The 21156-nt window shown below is 62.0% G+C and carries 21 protein-coding genes and 3 pseudogenes; 2 read left to right on the forward strand and 22 right to left on the reverse strand.

Features of this window, described 5'->3' with window-relative positions; all coding sequences use genetic code 11:
* Nucleotides 1-177: 177 nt before the first annotated feature.
* Nucleotides 178-3057, reverse strand: a pseudogene (locus BMZ69_RS16300) (Tn3 family transposase).
* A 153-nt stretch (nucleotides 3058-3210) separates the two neighbouring features.
* Here BMZ69_RS16300 and BMZ69_RS16305 point away from each other — a divergent pair.
* Nucleotides 3211-3855, forward strand: coding sequence for a recombinase family protein (locus tag BMZ69_RS16305; protein ID WP_062654055.1), 645 nt, complete (start codon nucleotides 3211-3213; stop codon nucleotides 3853-3855).
* On the opposite strand, the gene merA is transcribed toward BMZ69_RS16305, so the two are convergent.
* Genes merA through BMZ69_RS16325 form a run of 4 tightly spaced genes read right to left on the reverse strand, consistent with a single transcriptional unit; the run spans nucleotide 3835 to nucleotide 6263 of the window.
* Nucleotides 3835-5277, reverse strand: a complete 1443-nt coding sequence (merA, locus tag BMZ69_RS16310) for a mercury(II) reductase (protein ID WP_052642669.1) — start codon at nucleotides 5275-5277, stop codon at nucleotides 3835-3837. The genes BMZ69_RS16305 and merA overlap by 21 nt on opposite strands.
* 5 nt (nucleotides 5278-5282) lie before the next feature.
* Nucleotides 5283-5534 (reverse strand): mercury resistance system transport protein MerF, encoded by a 252-nt coding sequence (locus tag BMZ69_RS16315; protein WP_052642671.1) that lies wholly within the window; start codon nucleotides 5532-5534, stop codon nucleotides 5283-5285.
* An 11-nt stretch (nucleotides 5535-5545) separates the two neighbouring features.
* Nucleotides 5546-5833, reverse strand: a complete 288-nt coding sequence (locus tag BMZ69_RS16320) for a cation transporter (RefSeq protein ID WP_077548684.1) — start codon at nucleotides 5831-5833, stop codon at nucleotides 5546-5548.
* Nucleotides 5834-5849: 16 nt separating this feature from the next.
* A complete protein-coding gene (locus BMZ69_RS16325) occupies nucleotides 5850-6263 on the reverse strand; it encodes a mercuric transporter MerT family protein (protein ID WP_092158429.1) in 414 nt (137 codons plus the stop codon).
* Between the two features lie 98 nt (nucleotides 6264-6361).
* Between BMZ69_RS16325 and BMZ69_RS16330 the strand changes: the two genes are divergently transcribed.
* Nucleotides 6362-6802 carry a MerR family transcriptional regulator gene (locus BMZ69_RS16330; RefSeq protein ID WP_052642677.1) on the forward strand — a complete coding sequence of 147 codons (441 nt, stop codon included), beginning with the start codon at nucleotides 6362-6364 and terminating at the stop codon, nucleotides 6800-6802.
* On the opposite strand, the gene BMZ69_RS16335 is transcribed toward BMZ69_RS16330, so the two are convergent.
* From BMZ69_RS16335 to BMZ69_RS16420, 17 genes and pseudogenes are all read right to left on the reverse strand, one after another.
* Nucleotides 6799-7713: a nucleotidyl transferase AbiEii/AbiGii toxin family protein gene (locus BMZ69_RS16335; protein ID WP_092158431.1), complete on the reverse strand. Its 915-nt coding sequence runs from the start codon at nucleotides 7711-7713 to the stop codon at nucleotides 6799-6801. The two genes, BMZ69_RS16330 and BMZ69_RS16335, sit on opposite strands and share 4 nt — an antisense overlap.
* Nucleotides 7703-8548, reverse strand: coding sequence for a type IV toxin-antitoxin system AbiEi family antitoxin domain-containing protein (locus BMZ69_RS16340; protein ID WP_092158433.1), 846 nt, complete (start codon nucleotides 8546-8548; stop codon nucleotides 7703-7705). The genes BMZ69_RS16335 and BMZ69_RS16340 overlap by 11 nt, the downstream gene beginning before the upstream one ends.
* Before the next feature lie 106 nt (nucleotides 8549-8654).
* Nucleotides 8655-10019, reverse strand: coding sequence for a hypothetical protein (locus tag BMZ69_RS16345; RefSeq protein WP_092158435.1), 1365 nt, complete (start codon nucleotides 10017-10019; stop codon nucleotides 8655-8657).
* An 11-nt stretch (nucleotides 10020-10030) separates the two neighbouring features.
* Nucleotides 10031-10278: pseudogene (locus BMZ69_RS16350) on the reverse strand (IS3 family transposase); the annotation flags it as partial.
* Nucleotides 10279-10528: 250 nt separating this feature from the next.
* Entirely contained in the window at nucleotides 10529-10957 is a 429-nt protein-coding gene (locus BMZ69_RS16355) for an Rrf2 family transcriptional regulator (protein ID WP_092158437.1), read from the reverse strand.
* Between the two features lie 679 nt (nucleotides 10958-11636).
* Nucleotides 11637-11969: a cupin domain-containing protein gene (locus BMZ69_RS16360; RefSeq protein ID WP_092158439.1), complete on the reverse strand. Its 333-nt coding sequence runs from the start codon at nucleotides 11967-11969 to the stop codon at nucleotides 11637-11639.
* Nucleotides 11970-12380: 411 nt separating this feature from the next.
* The gene (locus BMZ69_RS16370) at nucleotides 12381-12632 is read right to left on the reverse strand and encodes a hypothetical protein (protein WP_092158441.1); all 252 of its coding nucleotides are present in this window, start codon (nucleotides 12630-12632) and stop codon (nucleotides 12381-12383) included.
* A 239-nt stretch (nucleotides 12633-12871) separates the two neighbouring features.
* Nucleotides 12872-13012, reverse strand: a pseudogene (gene ccoS, locus BMZ69_RS32130) (cbb3-type cytochrome oxidase assembly protein CcoS); the annotation flags it as partial.
* Complete coding sequence (locus BMZ69_RS16380) at nucleotides 13009-15273, reverse strand: cation-translocating P-type ATPase (protein ID WP_092158445.1); 2265 nt, start codon at nucleotides 15271-15273, stop codon at nucleotides 13009-13011. The gene BMZ69_RS16380 and the pseudogene ccoS, both read right to left, overlap by 4 nt.
* Complete coding sequence (locus tag BMZ69_RS16385) at nucleotides 15270-16055, reverse strand: DUF2189 domain-containing protein (RefSeq protein WP_092158447.1); 786 nt, start codon at nucleotides 16053-16055, stop codon at nucleotides 15270-15272. Before BMZ69_RS16385 ends, BMZ69_RS16380 begins: the two co-directional genes overlap by 4 nt.
* A 13-nt stretch (nucleotides 16056-16068) precedes the next feature.
* Nucleotides 16069-16278: a hypothetical protein gene (locus BMZ69_RS16390; RefSeq protein ID WP_092158449.1), complete on the reverse strand. Its 210-nt coding sequence runs from the start codon at nucleotides 16276-16278 to the stop codon at nucleotides 16069-16071.
* Nucleotides 16275-17153, reverse strand: a complete 879-nt coding sequence (ccoP, locus tag BMZ69_RS16395; RefSeq protein ID WP_092158451.1) for a cytochrome-c oxidase, cbb3-type subunit III — start codon at nucleotides 17151-17153, stop codon at nucleotides 16275-16277. The genes BMZ69_RS16390 and ccoP overlap by 4 nt, the downstream gene beginning before the upstream one ends.
* A 3-nt stretch (nucleotides 17154-17156) precedes the next feature.
* Nucleotides 17157-17327 (reverse strand): cbb3-type cytochrome c oxidase subunit 3, encoded by a 171-nt coding sequence (locus BMZ69_RS16400; RefSeq protein WP_092158453.1) that lies wholly within the window; start codon nucleotides 17325-17327, stop codon nucleotides 17157-17159.
* 4 nt (nucleotides 17328-17331) lie between these two features.
* Nucleotides 17332-18063, reverse strand: a complete 732-nt coding sequence (ccoO, locus tag BMZ69_RS16405; protein WP_092158455.1) for a cytochrome-c oxidase, cbb3-type subunit II — start codon at nucleotides 18061-18063, stop codon at nucleotides 17332-17334.
* Between the two features lie 5 nt (nucleotides 18064-18068).
* Complete coding sequence (gene ccoN, locus BMZ69_RS16410; RefSeq protein WP_092158457.1) at nucleotides 18069-19718, reverse strand: cytochrome-c oxidase, cbb3-type subunit I; 1650 nt, start codon at nucleotides 19716-19718, stop codon at nucleotides 18069-18071.
* Between the two features lie 4 nt (nucleotides 19719-19722).
* Nucleotides 19723-20214 carry a hypothetical protein gene (locus BMZ69_RS16415; RefSeq protein ID WP_175506831.1) on the reverse strand — a complete coding sequence of 164 codons (492 nt, stop codon included), beginning with the start codon at nucleotides 20212-20214 and terminating at the stop codon, nucleotides 19723-19725.
* Between the two features lie 221 nt (nucleotides 20215-20435).
* On the reverse strand, nucleotides 20436-21149 hold the full coding sequence (locus BMZ69_RS16420; protein WP_092158546.1) for a cytochrome c3 family protein: 714 nt from the start codon (nucleotides 21147-21149) through the stop codon (nucleotides 20436-20438).
* Nucleotides 21150-21156 lie beyond the last annotated feature (7 nt).

The following is a 21156-nucleotide window of genomic DNA, read 5'->3' on the forward strand; positions in this document are numbered from 1 at the left end:
TCTCGCGCCGCTGTTCGGCATGCTTGGGGTCAGGACAAGAGCAGTTCAAAATCCTGCGTTAAGCTCGAACGAACTGAGAACGTCATGCCGCTCGCAGGAATTGGCCAGGGATGCGCAGAGATCTGAAGCCTTCCGGCATCTGCTGTTCGGTGTCCCAGGAATAGATGCCAGTGAGATTTATGTGCTCCCAACTGAGCGGCGAGATGTGCTTGAGCAGATCGTCAGGAATATGCCGGCCCTGTTGCCGCAGATGGGCAGCGGCACGGCTGAGATAGACGGTGTTCCAGTGGACGATGGCGCTGACGACCAGATTGAGGCCGGAGGCCCGGAATGCCTGGCTGTCAAAGGAGCGGTCGCGGATTTCGCCGCGCTCGTGGAAGAAGACGGCGCGCTTGAGCTTGTGGGCGGCTTCGCCCTTGTTGAGACCGGCCTGACAGCGCCGGCGCAACGCCGGGCTCGAATACCACTCAATCATGAACAGGGTTCGCTCGATACGACCGACCTCGCGAAGCGCTTTGGCCAGATCGCTGGATTTCGATGAGGCGGACAACCTTTTGAGGATCGTCGATGGTGCAACGGTACGGGTCATAATCGAGGCGGCCAGACGCAAGAGATCGTCCCAATGCTCCAGGATGAGTGCCGTGTTGATCGGTGCGCCGATATGGTTGGCCAGCGCCGGATAGGCATCGGCCTTCTCGAAGGTGTGGAATTTCCGGTCCTTGATATTGCGCAGACGGGGCGCGAAGCGCTTGCCGATCAGGGCAAACAGCGCAAAGACATGGTCACTGGAGCCACCGGTATCGGTAAACAATTCTTCGATCTCCAGAATCGTGTCGTGATCGAACAGGCCGTCGAGGACATAGACGGCCTCGCTCTCGGTCGGACTGATCGGCAGAATGCTGAAGTAGCCATATTGGTCCGAGAGTCCGCTGTAGAATTTCGTGCCAGCTCGTTGCTGTAATGGAGATTGATGTCACCCCGCTTGGCAGCCCGATCGCTAGCCCGGAAGAACTGCCCGTCGGATGAAGCGGTTGTTCCATCACCCCATAGTCGCGAATGCGGATGGCGCGTATGAGCGTCGGTGACACAGGCCTGTGCGGCGCGATAGGTTTCGGAGCGGGCATGGAAGCTGCGCATCCAGCCGATCTGATGTGCGCTGATGCCTTTCGAGGCCCCCGCCATGCGTTTCGGGCCGAGATTGGTGCCATCGGCAAGCACGCCGGCCAGCATGGCGGCAATATTCTGTGGTGCATCTCCCGTCCGGACATGGGTGAACTGGTCGGCGAATCCCGTCCATTCATGCACTTCCCGCAACAGATCGGGTACCTCGACCAGAGGATACATGTCGGTGATTTCGGCATAGAGGGTTTCCGCCGCGGCTGGCACAGCGCTTCTGTGCGGCGTCACGATCAGGGTTCCATTCTCCATTCTCACGCCCTCAAGCTTTCCATAGCGGGCGCGCCAGGCCAGCCGCTTCAGGTTGAAGTCCATCATTTGCTGGGTTTCCGCCAGCCATGCCGTGCCGTCGGCCTGGACGCCGAGACCAAGCTTGTCTTCCTCCTTCAGGGCAACAAAGGCCGGCTTCGGCATCAGATGTTCATCAATCGGCCGGAACGAGCGGCTGCCTTCGACCCACACATCCCTTGAGTGCAGCCGGTCACGCAAATGCGTGAGTGTCGCAAGCTCGTAAAGCCGCCGATCCGGCTTGCCATTTTCGAAGATCAGTTCGCGCTCCGATTTTGTCAGATGCCCGACCGGAACACGATCGGGCAACACGCGGCGGCCTTCCGCGTAGAGCTCTTTGATGGTGGCGACGGCGGAAAGCAACGGATCGTGCCGTCGCTGCGAGCGGAAGGTGAACGTCTGGAGAAAATCGCCGGCATATTTGCGGACGGTCGCATGTTGTTCGGCCGCCATTACCAGAGGCGACACATCACTGTTCTCCACCATGGCCTCGAGACCGGGTTTGACCTGAAGCAGCCGATGCCATCCTACGCGCCGATCCAGGATCGTCATGGGATCTGCATACATGTCGTTGGCCGCCTGCAGGGCGACGATCGTGTCCAGAAACAGCCGTAGTGCCTTCGATGTTTCCAGGCGTGCGCTCATATGGCGCTGCTTTTTGCGGTTGTTAACCTGGGAGAACAACCGGCCCATGAGTTTGATAAACATCATCACCGCATCGTCGGTGAGTTTCTGGCCAAGCTTGATGATCTGCGCGACGATCGTCGCACGCCGGCGACTGGCATTGAAGTCGCTGGCCAGCCATGCCGGAGTGGCGTCACCCTCGCGGATCATCTGATCCCACCGCCCGGAAGGGACACGGGTCTGCAAACGGGGATCGATCCCAAGCATCCTCAGGAATGCGATCCGTTCGGTCAGGCCCACCAAGTTTCCCGCGCCTGGTGCCTCCGGCGCTGACCGCAGCCAATGATAGCGCGTCTGGCCAATTGCCGGATCGACGGCCAGCAGTCCATCGAGGGTTCCCAGCGTTTCCGGATCAAGGTCCGTGATCAAAGCGGCTTCGGCTTGACGACGAGCGATGGCACGGGCAGCCAGTCCCATCCGTTCGATCATGTTCGCTGCAGGCAGCAGAACCCGGCGTTCGCGGAAGGTGGTGATGATCGCAGTCGCGATCGTTGCTCCCTTGTCCGTCGCGGCCGCAGCTTCGATTGCCGCCAGCAGCGCAGCACGCCGATCCTCGGCTGTCGGCCCCCTCATCCCCAGATAATCGAGCAGGTGAGCGACATGATTCATGCGCGTCTCTTCACGGCGAGCATAAAGTCCGAATGAAGCGGGATCGGCGCCGATTTGCTCGGCGACATAATTGAGCATCGCTCTGGGTGGCGTCTCGTTGGCCAGGAGCGGACGGCCGGGATAACGCATCAGGCAGAGCTGCACCGCAAAGCCGAGCCGGTTATGCTCGCGTCGCCGAACCTCAATCTCAAGCCGGTCGGCAGACGACAAGAAATAACGGCGGATCAGGCTATCCTCGTCGGTCGGAATGTCGAACAGCGCATGCCGATCCTGAATTTTGAGAAGTTTCCGCTTGGCCATTTGCTACTCCTTACATTTGCGCGCCAATGACCTTGCCCTGTACGGAAAGGTTCGGTTTCGTACAGGGGCGAAACAACCTGTCCACAAATTAGATTGACACAGTAATGAACAGGAGAAATATTCCGGACAGCCTATTCGGACGAAATTAAACCCATGCCACGCACCTTCGCCTATGTCCGCGTCTCCACGACCGGCCAGACCACCGAAAACCAGATTCAGGAAATCGAGGCCGCTGGTTTCCACGTCGAGCCACGCCGCATCATCACTGAGACGATTTCCGGCAGCACAGCCATCGCCCAACGGCGGGGCTTCACCCGGCTTATGGATCGGCTGGAATCAGGGGATGTGCTGATCGTGACAAAGCTCGATCGCCTCGGTCGAGACGCCATAGATGTCAGCACCACGGTCAAGGCGCTGGCCGAAATCGGCGTCCGGGTTCATTGCCTCGCTCTCGGCGGTGTCGATCTCACCAGCTCGGCCGGCACAATGACTATGAACGTCCTCAACGCCGTCGCACAGTTCGAACGGGACTTGCTGATCGAGCGGACGCAATCCGGCCTCAAGCGCGCCAAGTCAGAAGGAAAGACCCTCGGCCGCCCCTCCACCCTGAGCGAAAAACAGAAACAGGAAGTGCGCGAGGATCTCGCGACAGGGATGAGCGTTTCCGCTCTCGCCAGAAAATTCGACACCAGCCGCCAGACCATCATGCGCGTCAGGGATGAAGTGCCCGCTTCGTCCAAGCCACAACTTGAGCACGCACCCGTTTCCCTTTCGCCGTTACCCCGCGCAGCAGGATAGTTTTTTCACGTCCCTGTCGAAGGTCTGAGCCGCAAGCTTCAAGCCTTCGACGGTCGTCAGGTACGGGAAGATCGCCTCCGACAGATCGTCGATCGTCAGGCCGCCGCGGATAGCCAGCGCCGCCGTCTGAATGCTGTCAGCTCCTTCCGGCGCAAGAATATGCGCGCCCAGGAGCTTCCGGCTTGCCCCGTCGGCAACCAGCTTGATCAGGCCGCGTGTATCGCGTGCCGCCAGCGCCCGCGGGACATTGTCGAGGGAAAGAACGGACGTGCGAACCGAATGCCCCGCAACACGCGCCTGCGCCTCGGTCATGCCGACGCTCGCCACCTGTGGGTCTGTGAACACGACAGCAGGCATCGCGGAATTGTCATAGCGCAGGCCATCGCCGTTCAACGCGTTCTTGGCGGCGAGCTTGGCGCCATAGGCGGCCATGTAAACGAACTGATCTTTTCCTGTCACGTCTCCGGCGGCATAGACGCCGGTCTTTGAGGTGCGCATGCGGTCATCGACAATGATGGCGCCGGCCGGCGTTGCGGCAATACCCGCCTCAGCCAAGCCAAGGGTTTCGGTGTTCGGGCGGCGTCCCGTTGCCACGAGAATCCGTTCGGCCGTCAGGATTTCCGGCCGACCGTCCCGCGCGATGGTGAGCGCCACACCGCCGTCATCGGTCTTGCGGATGGATTCGTAGGCGATCCCGCTGACGATCCTGATGCCCTCATCGGCCAGGTAGGTTGCAAGCGCCGATCCGATTTCGGGTTCAGCCTCCGGCAGAAGCCGGCTGCGGAATACGAGCGTCACCGCGACGCCGGCCCGCGCGAACGTCTGGGCAAGCTCCGCACCGATATAGCCGCCGCCAAGCACGATCATCGAGCGCGGCAGTTCGGCCAGGGCCAGCGCCGTCGTGCTGTCGAGCGGCGACACGTCGACGATCCCCGGAATTCCCGGCAGGCCTGGGCGCGCGCCCGTCGCGATGATGATCCGTTCGGAGGCGAGGCGCTGGCCCGCGACCTCGACGCCGCCGTCAACGAGGCGGGCCTGCCCTTCGCGATAGACCACATTGTTATACTCCGGCAGCAGATCAGCGTATTTCGCCTGCCGAAGACCCGCAACCAGGGCGTCTTTCTGGGCAATCTGAGCGGCCCAATCGACGACGCGCGCGCCGCTTTCAATGCCATCGAAGCGGGCTTCCGCATCATTGGCGTGACGCACGGCTTCCGTGGCCCGGATCAGGGCTTTCGAGGGCACACAACCGATATTGACGCAGGTGCCGCCAATCGTGCCGTGCCCGACAAGGGCCACTTGCGCGCCTTGTTCGGCGGCCGTGATCGCGGCAGAGAATCCGGCCGAGCCAGCCCCGACGACTACAAGATCGTAACGGCCGTTGCCTTTGCTGGAACTGGGAGCATCACAAGCTTCGCACATCTAACTTATCCCTGTCGTTTGTCATTGATTGAGCAGCAATCGGCATCAGCCGATGGGCCGGAACGGCGGCGCCGATAAAGGTAAAATGCCGCCAGCCCAATAGCAGCGAGTGCGATCGGGATCAGCACATAGCCGGCTGCAGCGAGCCATGCGGAAACCCCGAAGGAGCCCGCAGCGACCAAAAGAAATGGGGCGGCACAACAAATGACGGCGAGAAGCCCGACACCGCCCATGCCGATGAACTTTCCATCCGTCATGCTGAGCCTCCCTACTGCGAAACCTTGGAGGGATAGCCGGCGTTGGTGGTTGCGGTGATCAACGCAGCGACATTTGTCTTGCCGTCGTCAAACCGCACTTTGGCGATCGCCCCATCTGTCGCCTCCGACACGTCAACCGCGAGCACCCCTGACACGTTGCTGAGCGCCCGCTTCACGATCGGGCCGCAAAGTTCGCAGGTGGCATTGGCGACATTCAGCGTGACGGTCTGCTCGGCGGCAAAAGCGGCGCCACTCGCCAGCAGGGACGCGGTGAGAGCGATAAGGTGTAAAGTTTTCATCAGGAACTCCTTGAGGTTAGGCGGTGAGGAAGAACCCCGCTGCATAGGGAAAGCCCACGGCGACGATGATCAGAATCGTTGCGATCCAAAGGCCCATCTTGGCGTTGCGATGGGACGACGGACGCGCGCAGTAGGAGCCCTCGATGCACTCAGCCGCCCTCGGCTTGCGATAGACGAGATAGAAGCCGTAGCCGAGGCAGGCGAGCGCGATCGTGACGAACACGGGCTGATAGGGCTCGAACGCGGTCAGATTGCCGATCCACGCGCCGCTGATGCCGGCAAAGAACAAGACAAAGGGCACCACGCAGCAGGTTGCCGCGCCCAGTGCCGCCACGATGCCGCCAACCGAGAGCAGCGCTGCCTGATCAAAACCCTTTTCGACGGGCTCCAGGGCCGTATCTGCCAGTGGCCGCGCTTCGTTCTGCATCATCGTTCACATGCTCCCGCAATTGATCTATGGTGACCCTAATGCCTGTAGTAACTACAGGGTCAAGCGGGAAAGTTTCACGGTGTTGTGCGAGCTATGTGATGAAACAGGCTGATGAATTTTCGATCGGCGTCCTGTCCGAACGCAGCGGCGTCAACATCGAGACGATTCGCTATTACGAGAAGATCGGCGTCATGCCGAAACCAGCGCGCAGCGCGGGCGGGTATCGCGTCTACGGCAACGATCACGCAAGGCGGTTGCATTTCGTGCGGCGCGGCCGTGAGCTCGGCTTCAGCCTCGACGAACTGCGTGGACTGCTTCGCCTGGTCGACGGGCATAGCTACACCTGCCGTGAGGTTCATGACCTCACCATCGAACACCTGAAAGATATCCGTCAGAAAATCGCCGATCTACGACGTCTGGAGCGGGCAATGTCGGATATGGCCGCGCAATGCACCGGCAACCAGGTTCCGGAATGCCCGATCATTGATGCTCTATTCGAGATGCGCCCAGTGGGCCGTTCCCGCTCCGTTCGACCTTAGCGCAGGATTTTGAACTGCTCTTGTTCCGACCCCTGCTTGGCGGGATTCTGCGCTCTGAGTTTCTCAAGGTTGAGGAGCTTCCAGCGAACCGCCGGCAGCTCGGCCGCCTGGGGCAGCCCGATTGCGTCGAAGTCCGGTTTGCCATCATGAAGTGACAACAAGAAGCGCATCGCATTGCTGTCGAGCCTGACAAGCAGATCTTTCGTCAACCGCTCCCTCGCGGCCTTCAGCTCCTCGATGCTGGCTACTTCGGTCGTCATCCCCTCGAATTCCCTCACGAAGGCTTCGTCGAGGGAAGCGAGCGAAGGCTTGACCAACTCGTGAGGCGGGCGACCGGAGCTTGCGACATAGATCAGGAACGTTCGAAACAGGGCGTCGGTCAGGCCCTCGTTCTCATAGAGTAGCTTCACATCGAACAAGTCGCGCGGATGCTGCCGATCGACAGCCGCATGCAGCTTTCCGCCGAATAGATCCTCGAATGAGACGACCTGCATCTCCGCGAAGCCGAACACATCTTCGACGCTTGGGCTCACCCGCCGCCGTTCGGGCGGATGGACGGTGCCGCGCGCAACGGGCGACGTCTCGATCTTGATTTCGGCGTTTCCTTGCCGGACGAGAACGCGGGTGTCGTTGTTGCCGCCGCCGGCGATCCGCTGAACGCTGACAGCACGGAGATTGCGCTGCAGGTCCTTACGAATGTGATCAAGGATGGCGTCGATATTCTTTAGCGTCGTTTCGCGGTCCTCGATCGGCAGATAGGTGAGGTCGATGTCTACCGAGAGCCGTGGCATGTCTCGGTAGAAGAGGTTGATTGCCGTGCCGCCCTTCAAGGCGAAGGCGTCATGGCGGGCTATGAAAGGCAGGGTCCTCACCAGGAGAGCGACCTGGCGCATGTATTGTTCACGGGCCATCGTGCGTCTCCGTCGGCATCAGGTCGGCAGGGATCGTAATGCGGTAGACGGGGTGCAGGCGGCCGCCCGGCGTCAATGCCCGATCGCCGCTGCCGAGATCGATTTCCGACATGTCGATATGCCGACGCCAAGCGTGATTGTGTTTGTCGGCATAGACAAAAAAGAGGCGCTTGGTTTTCACGCGCCGGCACAAGGCGAGCAACGTCGTCAGCAGTTTTGGGCGCAAATTGGCGAGGCCCTCGAAGGCCACATCGACGTTATGGAAGCTCTCGCCCTTCGGCACTTCGTCGAGCATTTCGAGGATCGCACGCTCAGGTGACGACATCGGCATCGGCCAGCGCCACGGGCTCTGCGGCAGCTCGGGATCGTCGTCGTTCGAGAGGCTGAAATCCATATTCTCGATCCCGGTCGTGGCTTCGCCAAAGAGCGTGTTGCTCCTGACCAGCACGTCGGCGTCCGTCCGCAACTTCGGGAGCCAGGACGGGATGTCGGATCCGTATAGATAGAGGGCGAATTTGCCGCCCAAGTGGAGATAGTGGGAGTGCCCGCTCAAGGCGAGAGAACTCGCGCCGCCGACATGGAATTTGCGCCGCATGAGCCATACGGCGGAAAGCAACGGTATCTTCCAGCCGCCGACGGCTTCTGGATTGGCGTCCGTAGTGAACGGGCGACGATACACGCCCGATATGACCGGTTCGAGCCAGCCATTTTTGACATATGCTGATGCGGATTGCCGTGAGATGGCGTGACGGCTCATCCATCCGGTGTCCACCAGGAAACCAGGGGGCACACGCTGGAGGAGTTGCTTTAGCTTGCCCTGCGATTGTCCATTCATATTTGATACAATCGCATGAATCTAAAGCGAACGCGAGGGAGACTTTACTGAGTACAAAATTTGTCAATTAAGGATTGGCAACTGGTGCTGGATTCAAAGTTCTCGCTTAGGGCACCTCGATCGGACTTCGCCTTGCCACCGACGATCTTCCCAGCGTCGTCGACAATGCAGGCCGTAGTCCCCTTGGCAATCCGCATCCTGCGCAACGCCTGCTGCGGATAAAGATCGTTCTCCATTCACGATCGAGAAGAGATCGCCATGGCATGCTGGTTCTTCGCAAGCGATCTGAGCCAAAAGCTCCCGCCATCGCACCTTCGAACGTGCCAGTGCCTCGGGTGTCCGATCCGCGATGAAACCGACGACCCTCTTCAAGCAGCCAGTCAGCCAGCCTGCGGCACTCCGCGGGATCGTCGATGCAGTGAAAGACCTTCACGTCCTCCGTGAACTCCTCCAGAATCGCGTCAGCTTCGACGCCGCGCCGATTTAACAAGGCGAAGCGGACGGCAAAGTCACTGGCCCGCGAGCGGAAACTGTTGAATGCCTGGAGTGCTGATGCATATGGCTCGTTGGCCCGCGCGCGGGCTATCGCGGCATCGTAGTCAATCTCGTGCGCCGCGTGCGGGGCGATCGCGAGGATGGTTGCGCGAATATCGTCGGGCGTGAGGATTGGATAGACAAGCGACCGATCGCGCTGCCCGACGAGCGTTGAAAGGTCTGCGCAATCTGAGCACACCTCCAGCATCGCGGTGTGCCTGACGAATTTCTCATTGCTGAAATCCGCGTAAAGCGTCAGTCGGTTGGCGATCGCATCCTCGTCGCGCTCGTCGGTGAACACCTGGATTTCGCGGATGCTGCCGCTCCACTTCTTCGCATTGCTCATGCGCAGGATCTGGCGCTTCTGTCTTGCACATATCGGACAGGTCCAGTTGTCGGGAGCTGCAGCCCAGCGCTTCGTGGTTGGACTGACGTAGGAGCGGTATTCCTCATCGGTAGGTTCACGGACCGGCGCGGGCTTCTTTCCTACTGGTACCAGGCGCGCGGAATCTTTGCTCGTCGAGCGCGCCAAGAACTCTGCTCGGAAGCTGCTAAGCAGGCCTGCGCGCTGAGTGTCCTCCGTTGCTCGGTGGAATGCCTGCGAAAGGAGCCCGGCGGAATCCATCGCCGACATCACCGCGTTGGCGTCGGCCAGCCCCTTGTGGTTCCTGGCGATGAGTCCGGAACGGGCGCTCGTGAGCAACTGGTCGATCAGCGATAGTCGGTGCTCAAATCCGGGTCTTTGCTCGTGCCAGATGGTTCGCGCCCGCCCGAAATCGACGACATGTTGCGCGTTGGCCTTGCTCGTGACGAAACGCCCGATTTCGTCTGCAGTGAAGGTGAAGCGCGAGTCGATCTCGTCGCGCAGTTGGGCTTTGGCTGCTGCATCGGCGGTGTTACATTCGGAGCAGATCAAGGCGAACGAGAAACGCGTCACTAGCTCGCCCGCACCTTCACCCCGATCGCCTCGTCGTCTTGGCTGCGCTTGCTCGGCGTTCTGGCGAGCCAGGCATGAAAGCCCGAGCGCGACACATCCAGCGCTTCGCAGAGCCACGCCACCGGCCAGATCCCCCGGTGCTTCGCAATGAACGCGAACCTCATGTCACATCCTTCGCGAAGTAGGCTGCGGCCTTTTTTAGGATGTCACGCTCCGCCTTGAGCTTGGCGACCTCCCGCCGCAGCTTCTCGATCTCGAGCGCACAAGGCGCTGGGATACCGTTCACCCCGAGAGTTCATCGCAGACCGTTCAACTGCGGAGGACGTGTCCGGTCTTTGAGGGGCAACAACAAACCTGGTGTGGGCGCGCAGTCCCTCACTAAATGCTAAAATGACGTCGCGCAGGCTGTCCTGGTCGACGCAGAGGGCCCTGTCGAATACCAGTCGCGTCACCTCCAGGCTCTCCTTTCCGCTGCCGAGCTCTAGGAGCCACCGGGAGCGTTGATGGCGTCAGGCCGCTGGCCGGATGCCGAAGTCCTCGGGCCCCAGCATCAAGTCGGCCAGGGTGTAACGGTCGATCGTGCTGAGGAAAGCGGCGAGCGCCTCGTGGAGAATGCCCTTGAGCCGACAGCGCGACGTGATCCGACAGCCATTGCCGCTGCCGAAGCACTCGACCAGGGCGAAATCTGGCTCTGTCAGGCGCAAGACCTCTCCGATTCTGATCTCTGTCGGAATTCTAGCCAGGACGAGACCGCCAGAACGCCCGCGGACCGCTCTGAGGAACCCGGCATTAGTGAGCAGATTGGCAACCTTCATCAGATGCGCGCGGGAGATTCCATAGGCGAAGGCTGTTTCCTCGATCGTAATCAGTCGCTCGCCCTGGGCCGCCGCGTACATCAGGATTCTAAGGGAATAGTCGGAGAAGCTCGTCAATCGCATCGTTGATTCCGGCTTCTGGCCAGTGGCCTCAGTTGGCCGCTCGCTTCCCCGCAAGATGTATCGCGCGCAATTTTCGCAAGCACGCGTCCATTCCGTTACAGCCAGGCCGCGTAGAGGGAATCCGCTTTCCGGGTTGCTCTGACCGGCGAGTCCAATTCCGTGGCCCGCGTCGCAGCTCCCTCATTCAGCACGCTGCTCCCGCCAAAGCCGAATGGCGCGCTCGTGCTAGACGAAGACCATGACGAGGGTCATTCCAATGACAATGAGGACGAGGGCCCATATCAGCATGGGCACCAACGTGCTGTCGGGGTTGGGGACCTTGGATATGTTCTGAGGTTGGTTGACCATAACTGCACAGCCAAAGGAAGGATTTCTAGCAATCTCATTACGCTATAAAAGATACATTGTATATGCATGTTTTAGCCAATTCGACATTTTCCGGCCGACAATGATTGCGACTCCAGTGCGCCTCGACTCGGTCAAAACCGCCTATGGGGCAGTTACGCGCATGCTGCACGGGTCGACGTACCGGAACGGCTGCACCTCATTGAGGCGCTCGACTCGGCTCCATCGAGAGAAATCGACCTCAGACAGGAATGACCTCGGCAATACTCACCTACGATTCGCGCCGAACGGACAGCATGTCGCTTTGTCGTGGCTAAACCGGAATTCATCCGATCTAGCTGTGGTTAAGGAGGATCGTCAGAAGGAGAGAGGAATCCTCGATACCCTCCAAGGAGTGAATCTCGCCGCCGGCGAGATAAACCCATTCTCCGGCACTCAATAGGACCGGCCTATCTCTGAGGCCGAGCGAGATGCACCCTTCGAGGCAATGCAGCATGATATTGCCCGGCACCTTATGCGGCGGGATTTTCGTTCCGGCTAGGACGACCAGCCGGACGGCCTCAAAATGTTTGGACTTGATGATCGCCGCCGTTTTGGCGAATTTCAAATTGGTACCGAACGGCCGCAAATCGACGACCTCTCCCGGTTTCGCGTGCTGCAATGCCACGGTACCCTCGCTCTGTTGTTGTTCAAGACCGTCCCGTTTGCGACGATCGCGGCCGCCCGATGCTCTCGGAAGGCCAGATGAGCGACCATCAGGGCGCAAGCCTCATGCCCGCAGCCCTGCCGCCAACCAAGCCCCTCATCGCCGACCGCGGCTATGATAGCGCCGCGTTCCGCTAGGCGCTGGTCGTTAAAGGCATCGAACCCTGCATTCCATCGAGCAGAAGCCGGAAAATCCCCTTCGCTTACGACCAGGCACTCTATCGCCAGCGCCACAAGGTCGAGAACCTCTTCGCCAGGCTCAAGGGCTGGCGGCGCATCGGCACACGATACGACCGATACGCCCACACATTCTTCTCGGCCATCTGTATCGCAGCGACCGTCATCTTCTGGCTCTGATCAAGGACTCCTAAGCCTAGTCCGTAGCTAGGGACTCAATCTTCGATACAATAAGTTCGAAGGTTTTCCTCTCCTCCAGCAGAGCCATATCTATGTCTCCATTCTTTAGTCCTCGCAGCATTCCCGCTTTAAATCTTGCGGCGGCTTCGACGCCTTCATGAGAGGAAATGTGTTTCATGGAGTAGCCAATACAAAGATATAACGCGTTCAGTGCGATTTTGATCTGCTCCATATTTGTGTCCGTTACACTTTCAATTTCCTCAGCCATTTTCTGCTCCTTAAAGCTGCTGCTCAAGCGGGCGCGATCCAGCTCCCCGTAGATGGAAATCCAACTCCGAATTCAACCGCCGACCAGCGAGGCTGTTCCGAAAATTGCCCTTAAGCGCAGAAAACGCAGATCCGACCTAAGGAGGTCATCGCCATCAGAAGCTAGGTTGCTCCGGAACCTTCCGATCGGTGATCGTTCTCGCGGCCATTCGACGAGTTGCTCGCGCCGGCGATCAGGTCGTTCTCTTCGTCGAGCAGAACGCGTGCGGCCGCGCCTTCGAGATCGTCGTACTGGCCGCTCCGTAATGACCAGAGAAAGGCTGCCAGTGCGGCTCCGCCAAGGACAAGCGCCAGAGGCACGAGGAAAACGAGGCTGCTCATCCGCCTGCCCGTAAGGTCGGAGCGAGAGCAATCAAATCTGGCTGCGCATCGCGCGGTCGAGAGCGCCTGCCCGCGTCAAGGCGCAGTGCGTTCGCAACGACGAGGATCGAGGACAGCGACATTGCCAACGCGGCGATCAGGGGCGTGACGTGGCCCGCGATCGCGATCGGAAGCGCGATGGCGTTGTAGGTAATTGCGAGTGCGAAGTTCTGCCGGACCAGCCGGCCGGCGTGACGCGATACGGCAATCGCCATTGGGACCGCATCAAGCCCTTCGCGCAGGAAAACGAAATCCGCCGCATTGCGACTAAGGTCCGCTGCCGACGCTGGCGCCATCGAGACGTGGGCAGCGGCCAATGCGGGCACGTCATTTAGCCCGTCCCCGACCATCAGCACCTTCCGGCCCTCCGCGGTCAACGCAGCGAGCCGCTCGACCTTTTGCGCTGGCAGCAAACTCGCAGCGACAGAGTCGATCCCGAGCTTTCTCGCCATGGCCTGCACAGCGTCTGGGGCATCGCCGGAAAGCAAGCTGACGTCCAACCCTGCAGCGTGCAAGGCGCCGACGGCCGGCCTTGCCTGCGGTCGCATTGCCTCCTCAAATGCAAAACGGGCGAGGAAGTCGCCGTCGCAGCTCAGCACCGTGCCGCTCTCTGCAGTCTGTGTCGGGGCTATTTCTATTGAGAGCGCCCATTCAGCCCGCCCGAGCCGAAAAAGGCGATCCAGAAGCCTGGCTTCGATACCGAGCCCCGGGTATTCACTCACCTCCGATAAAACCAGATCGCCCGCCGGCACCGCATCGGCAATCGCCCGCGACAGGGGATGATTGGAGCGGCGTGCAACTTCCGCCGCAATCGCCAGCATGTCCGGCGCGACATCCTTGCCATTGACGAGACGCGGCTGGCCTAGGGTCAGAGTTCCGGTTTTGTCGAAGGCCACGGCATCGATCTCAGCCATGCGCTCGATCGCCGAACCGTCCTTGACCATGATGCCGTTCTCGAACAGCCGCCGCGATGCCACCACCTGCACGATCGGCACGGCGAGCCCGAGTGCGCAGGGGCAGGTTATGATCAGAACGGCGATGGCGACTGTGATCGCCTGGTGCCACTCCCCGACCAACGCCATCCAGCCGAGAAAGGTCAGGCAGGCGGTGGCGTGGACGACTGGCGAGTAAAGCGTTGCGGCGCGATCGGCGATGCGACGGTAGCGGGCGCGCCCGCCTTCAGCGGCTTCCATCAGCCTGACCATCTCGGCAAGGAAGGAGCTGTCCGCCCGTGCGGAGGCAATGATGACGAGTGCGCCGGAAAGATTGAGCGTACCGGCCTGCACCGCGGCGCCGAGTTCGACGCGGCGGGGCGCGCTCTCGCCGGTGACGATGGCGCAATCAAGCTCGGAAACCCCGTCCTCGACCACGCCATCGACGGGGACACGCTCGCCCGCAGTGAGCGCGATGCGCATGCCGGGTTCGATCTCGTTGACCGGAAGATAGTCGCGGCCGCCGTCGGCGCGCAGCACCGTGGCACCGCGCGGTGCCAGGCGCATGAGACCGCGCACGGCGGCGCGCGCCCTTTCCCGCATCACATGTTCGAGGGTGCGTCCGATCAGCAGAAAGAAGATCAGCGAGGTCGCGGCTTCGAAATAGGCATGCGGACCGTCATGGACCGTGTCGTAGAGGCTGAGGCCGAAGGCGAGGGTGATGCCGATCGAGATCGGTACGTCCATGTTGGTTCGGCCATGCCGCAGCGCCGACCAGGCCGAGGCGAAGAAGACCTGGCCTGAATAAAGCAGGCAGGGCAGCGCCAGCGCCGCCGAGATCCAGTGGAAGGCGGCGCGCGTCTCCGGCTCGGCGCCAGACCAGACCGAGACCGAGAGGATCATGATGTTCATCGAACAGAAGCCGGCGACCGCGAGGGCCCGGATCAGCCGTGAGAATTCCGGATCCCGGACATCGGCGTCGATCTCGAAGAGATGGGCCGGATAGCCGAGGTGGGCCATGGCGCCCAGCAGGTCGGGTGGCGCCTCGCCGCGCCACTTCACCGCCACCCGCCGGGTCGAGAGGTTGACCCGGACATGTGCGACGCCGGCAAGCTTTGCTAGCCCGCTCTCGATGGCGTGGATGCAAGCGGCGCAATGGACGCCGGGCGCCGCCAGATCGGTCTGAAGGAGGCCGTCGCCGAGATACCGGCTCGCGAGCCGCATCTCCTCGCGCGAAGCCGCCGCCACCGTCTCGGCGTCGGCCGGCAGCGGCGTGGCGCAGCAGCTCATTTGATGGCCCGGTAGCTGTGCCAGGTAGCGTGTCCCAGCAACGGGAAGACGACGATCAGGCCGATCAGCCCCGTCGCCATGCTCGCGAGGATCAGAGCCAGCACGATCGCGCCCCAGGCCAGCATCACGGGCAGGTTATTCCAGACCAGCGAGATGCTGGTTCCCATCGCCGTGAAGGCATCGACCCTTTCATCGAGCAGCATCGGGATAGCAAAGGTGCTGATGGCGAAGGAGAAGGCGGCGAAGATGCCGCCGGCCACCGTGCCGACCAGCAGCATGCCCCATCCGACCGGCGTCGTCAGCAGCATGGTGACGACTTCTCCGAACCCCGGAAACGGCCGCAGGCCGAAGAACAGTGCGTAGATGATCACCGCGGCGCGCATCCAGACCAGCATCAGCAGGCACAACAGCGCGCCCGTGAACCAGACCTGGGCGCCAGAGGCCGCGCGCACGAAGATCATGCCGGCAAGGCTCACGCGCCGGCCGGCTTCGAGGGCGCGGCTCTTCTGATAGAGGCCGATCGCGATAAGTGGGCCGACCACCAGGAAGCCGGCCAGGGCAGGAAACAGGATGTAGTCGAGTTCCAGCCGGAACAGACCCCAGACAATGAACAGCGAGACGGCGAAGATGGCGAAGCCGTAGATCAAGCTCGGCGCCGGGCTCGTCCACAGGTCTCGCCAGCCGCTCGCCAGCCAGTCGAACGCTGCGCGTGCCGGCAGGTTGCGGCGGCGCTGCAGGTAGAGAGGGAGTGGGATGTCCCCGTCGGATTCGGTCGTGCCCATGCCGTCACTCCCTTCAGCAGGCCGAGCGGGCGGCCCGGAACATACCGGAACCCGCTGCTTTCTCATGCGGCACGCAATCGGGCTGCGACCCGACGGCGACATAGACCAGATGTGCATTGGCGAGGAGGAGCAGCGCCACGACGCCGGTCGCCAGCAGCCAGGCGAGGAGCCGCCCCTTCCTCTTGTGACTGCTGCCGGGGGCGCGATCGGCCGGGGCGCTCATCGCGCACCCTCCTTGAGCGTGCCGACATAGAGCGCGAGCAGCTTAATCTCGGCCGCGGACAACCGGCCCTCCCAATGTGGCATGTGCCCCTGACGTCCCGAATGGATGCTGGCGTAGACGGACTGCGCGTCGCCGCCATAGGTCCAAACGGTGTCGGTCAGGTCGGGTGCGCCGAGATCGCGCATGCCCTTGCCCTCCGTTCCGTGGCAAGCGACGCAATTCGCGGCGAAGACCTCTTTGCCGGCCGGCAGGCGCGCCTGCTCGGCTTCCAACAGCGTTTGCCCCGAGAGCGAGCGGGCGTAGGCGGTAACAGCAAGCACCTGGGCGCGGTCGAGCACGCCGTCGCGCCCGAAGGCCAACATCTGCGCGGCGCGCGTATCCTTGCTCGTCGAATTGATGCCGACGCGGATCGTCTGCGCGATGGTTTCGGGGTCGCCGCCCCAGAGCCAGGCGCCGGAGGCGAGATTGGGATAGCCCGGCCCGCCCTTGCCGTCGGTGCCGTGGCAGACGCCGCAATTGTCAGCGAAGAGGGTGCGACCCGTGTCACGAACATGACGCATCAGCGCCGGATCGGCGGCGATCTCGGCGAAGGAGGTCTGCTCGATCCGGCTCGTCCAGCTCGCGCGCTCCGCCGCCGCCTCCTGCACCTGCTGCGTCACGACCTGACGCTGGTCGATGCCCAGCAGCCCCTTGGTGTAGGTCCAACCCAGTGGCCAGGCCGGCATCAGCAGCCAGTAGCCGATCGCGAACAGCGTCGCGGCCGCGAGGAAGAACAGGACTACGCGCGGGACCGGCGTGTCCAGCTCCTCGATTCCGTTCCATTCATGGCCGGTCGTCATCCGCCCCGTGACGGGATCGCGTTCAGCATGGTCCATCGCTCAATCCCCCGGTCTGTCGTCCTTGTCGAGAATGCTCTTCTTGGCGCGGTCGAAGCGCTTTCGATTCGAAGGCCAGAAGGCGTAGATCAGCACACCGATCGCGAGGGCGATCAGGTAGAACAGCCCCCAGCTCTTGGCGAAGGCGACCAGCGTCTGGTGATCGAGGCCCATCGGCTCATTTCCCCGTGGCGGCGGTCTGCTTGTGGGCGGCATCGGTCAGCTTGCCGAGCACCTGCAGATAGGCGACCAGCGCGTCCATCTCCGTCAGGCGCCCGGGCTCACCGTCGAAGGCGCGGACATTTGTCGCCTCGCCATAGCGCTCGCCGACGCCACCGGCATAGGGGCTGTCGGGACTGGCCTGGCCATAGGCGTCGGCACTGGCATTGGCGATCTGGGTTTCGGTATAGGGCACGCCGAGCTTGCGTTGAGCTGCGAGGTGCTGGCCAAGGTCGGCCGTGTTGAGCTCGGTGCGCATGAGCCAGCCATATTTCGGCATGACCGATTGCGGGACGACGGCGCGTGGATTGATCAGATGCGCGACATGCCATTGGTCGGAATACTTGCCGCCCACCCTGGCGAGGTCCGGGCCTGTGCGCTTGGAGCCCCACAGCATCGGCTTGTCGTATTGAGATTCGACCGCCAGTGAATAGGGCCCGTAGCGCTCGACCTCGTCGCGCAGGGTGCGGATCATCTGGCTATGGCAGGCATAGCAGCCTTCGCGAATGTAGATGTTACGTCCGGCCGTTTCGAGCGGCGTATAGACGCGCATGTCGGGCGCCTTCTCGACCGTCTCCTGGATGGTGAAGAGCGGGGCGATCTCGACGAAGCCGCCGATCGCGGAGACGCCGATGATAGCGAGCACGAAACCGATGGCGCTGCGTTCGAGCTTGCGGTGGAAATTCGGCATGGCGCTCACTCTCCCGGCTGCAGGGCTGTGCCGGCCGGTATGTCCGCCTCGGCGGCGTGCTCCGGGGCCTGCGAGCGCGCCATCCGGATCGTCATCCAGACATTGTAGGAGGCCACGATCGCGCCGATTAGGAACAACAGCCCGCCGACGGTGCGCGCGATGTAGTAGGGATGCATCGCGACAAGGCTGTCGATGAACGAATAGGCGAGGGTGCCGCTGTCGTTATAGGTGCGCCACATCAGGCCCTGGATGATGCCCGAGTTCCACATCGCGAAGACGTAGATGATGGTCCCCGACAGCGCGAGCCAGAAGTGGACCTCGACCAGCTTGGGCGAATAGATCTGCTTGACCTTCCACATCCACGGCACGAGCGCGTAGATCGAGCCGAAGGTGATCATCGCCACCCAGCCGAGCGCCCCGGCGTGGACATGGCCGACTGTCCAGTCGGTGTAGTGCGACAGCGAGTTGACGGCGCGGATCGCCATGAACGAACCCTCGAAGGTCGACAGGCCGTAGAAGACGGCGGCGACCATCATGAAGCGCAGCGTCGCATCGTCGCGGACCTTGTGCCAAGCGCCATTGAGCGTCGCGAGCGCGTTGCCGGCAGAGGCCCAGGACGGCACCAGCAGCACCACCGAGAAGGTCATGCCGAGTGTCTGCACCCATTGCGGCAGGGCCGTGTAGTGCAAGTGGTGCGAGCCCGCCCACATGTACATGAAGGTGATGCCCCAGAAGCTGATGATCGACAGCCTGTAGGAGAAGATCGGCCGCCCCGCCCGCTTTGGCAGGTAGTAGTACATCATCCCGAGGAAGCCGGCGGTCAGGAAGAAGGCGACGGCGTTGTGGCCGTACCACCACTGCACCATCGCATCCTGGACGCCGGAATAGACCGTGTAGCTCTTGGCGCTGCCGAGCGAGATCGGGAGGGCGAGGTTGTTGACGATGTGCAGCACCGCCACGACCAGGATGAAGGCCATGTAGTACCAGTTAGCGACGTAGATGTGCGGTTCCTTGCGCCGCTGCAGCGTGCGGATGTAGATCAGAAAATAGGTCACCCAAACAACGACCAGCCACAGGTCGGCGTACCATTCCGGCTCGGCATATTCTTTGGACTGGGTCAGTCCCATCAGATAGCCGCTGGCGGCGATCACGCAGAACAGGTTGTAGCCGATCAGCACGAACCACGGGCTGAACTGGTCGGGCAAGCGAGCCCGCGAGGTGCGCTGCAGGACATGGAAGGAGGTGGCGATCAGCGCATTGCCGCCGAAGCCGAAGATCACGCCCGAGGTATGGACCGGCCTGATCCTGCCGAAACTCGCCCAGCCCGCGTCGAAGGTCAGGTCCGGCCAGGCCAGCAGCGCCGCGACCCAGACGCCGAAGAACATGCCGACGACCGCCCAAGCAAGGGAGAGCACGATGCCGACCTTGGTCGGGTCGTCGTAATAGCGGGTCAGGCGCTCATCCGACGGCTCCGGCTCGAAATATTTCGACAGCACCAGGAATATGCCGCCAATCCCGAAGAGAAGGACGATGGCGCCGTGAACGCCCAGCAAGTCGTCGCGCCCGGCGATCGCCATCGCCAGGCCGCACAGGGCGAGCAGCAACGAGACTGCGATTGCGAGTTGGCGTTCCGCCAGGGTGAGCGCTGATATCATCTGGTCAATTCCCCTGGAAGCGGAGCGCCGCCGGATCGGACGGGAGTGAGGCGACAGATGCAGGAGCAGATCGGCCGCAACCGGCGTTTCGCCCAGAGAGGCTCCATAGCGCCTCGCCCGACAGTGTCAGCAGCGCCAGCGCCTTGGCAAGTTCCGCAACGACGTAAAGAAGGTGGTGGTTAGTGGGCGCCACCGCGCCCCCGGCGAGAATTGCGGCGACGCGCGCATCCAGCGCCGGCAGCAGCCAGAGCGCCTGGACGAGCAGGACCAGCGTCAACGCTCCAAAACAGGACCAGCGCAGCAGGCGCGGCGGCGGCGATAGCAGGATGGCGACTACGATAGTCGCGGTGAACAGCCATTCCACCTTGGCGAGTAGCGCGAAGGTGACGCGCCCGACATCGAGCGCTACCGGAAGAGCGAGCGAAACGGCCTCGAACTTGACCGGCGTCGCCAGAAACGAGACGCCGAGCAGCAGGCCGAGCCAGAGGATCGCCACAAATGGCAGGAAAAGCCTCTGAACGCCTCTGGCGGCCTCAATGCCTGGCTGAGGCACGGAACCGTCGTTCTGGAAGGGGCCACGGCTCGGCCCTAGGTTCCCATGCTGGTGACTCATGATGAGAGTATCGAGCCGGAGGCGCATTCAAACATTGATTTGGATCAGAGCCCGGTTGATCGAGCCGTGCCAGGCTTATGCGGAGCACCTTCTGTCATTCCCGGTCAGCGTGCCTCGATACTGGCGAGATAAGACTGCAAGGCTCGCTCCGGCCCGTGCCAGGATGCGCTGCCCTTGCCTTGCAGTTCTGGTGCCTCCTTCCAGCCCGGCTCGATCCCGGTCATGTTCGGCAGGAGATGGGCGATGCCCTTGTGGCAGTCGATGCAGGTCTTCTCGCCCGTGGTCAGGAAGCGGCTGTGAATATCGGCTGCCCGGCGCGTCTGCTTGGTGAAGTCCATCGCCACGGAAGAATGGCAGTTGCGGCATTCGAGCGAGTCGTTGGCCTTCAGCCTGGACCATTCGTGCTTGGCGAGCTCGAGCCGCATGTCGAGGAACTTCTCGCGCGTCGAGATCGTGCCGAAGATCTTGCCCCAGACCTCCTTCGACGCCTGCATTTTGCGGGCGATCTTGTCCGTCCAGTTGTGCGGCACATGGCAGTCCGGGCAGCTCGCGCGCACGCCCGAGCGGTTGGAGAAGTGCACCGTCTGCTGCAGCTCCTGATAGACGTTGTCGCGCATCTCGTGACAGGAGGTGCAGAACTTCTCGGTGTTGGTAACCTCGAGTGCAGTGTTGAAGCCGCCCCAGAAGAGCACGCCGCAGACGAAGCCGCCCAGCGTCAGGAAGCCGAGCGGCAGATAGGCGCTCGGCCGGCTGATGATGCGCCAGAAGCGCACGACGACGCCCCAGCACCACAGCACGAATGATTTGAGCCTGGCCATCATCTCG

Origin of the sequence: Allobosea sp. CRIB-10 (assembly GCF_900112185.1) — a bacterium.
Taxonomy (GTDB): domain Bacteria; phylum Pseudomonadota; class Alphaproteobacteria; order Rhizobiales; family Beijerinckiaceae; genus Allobosea.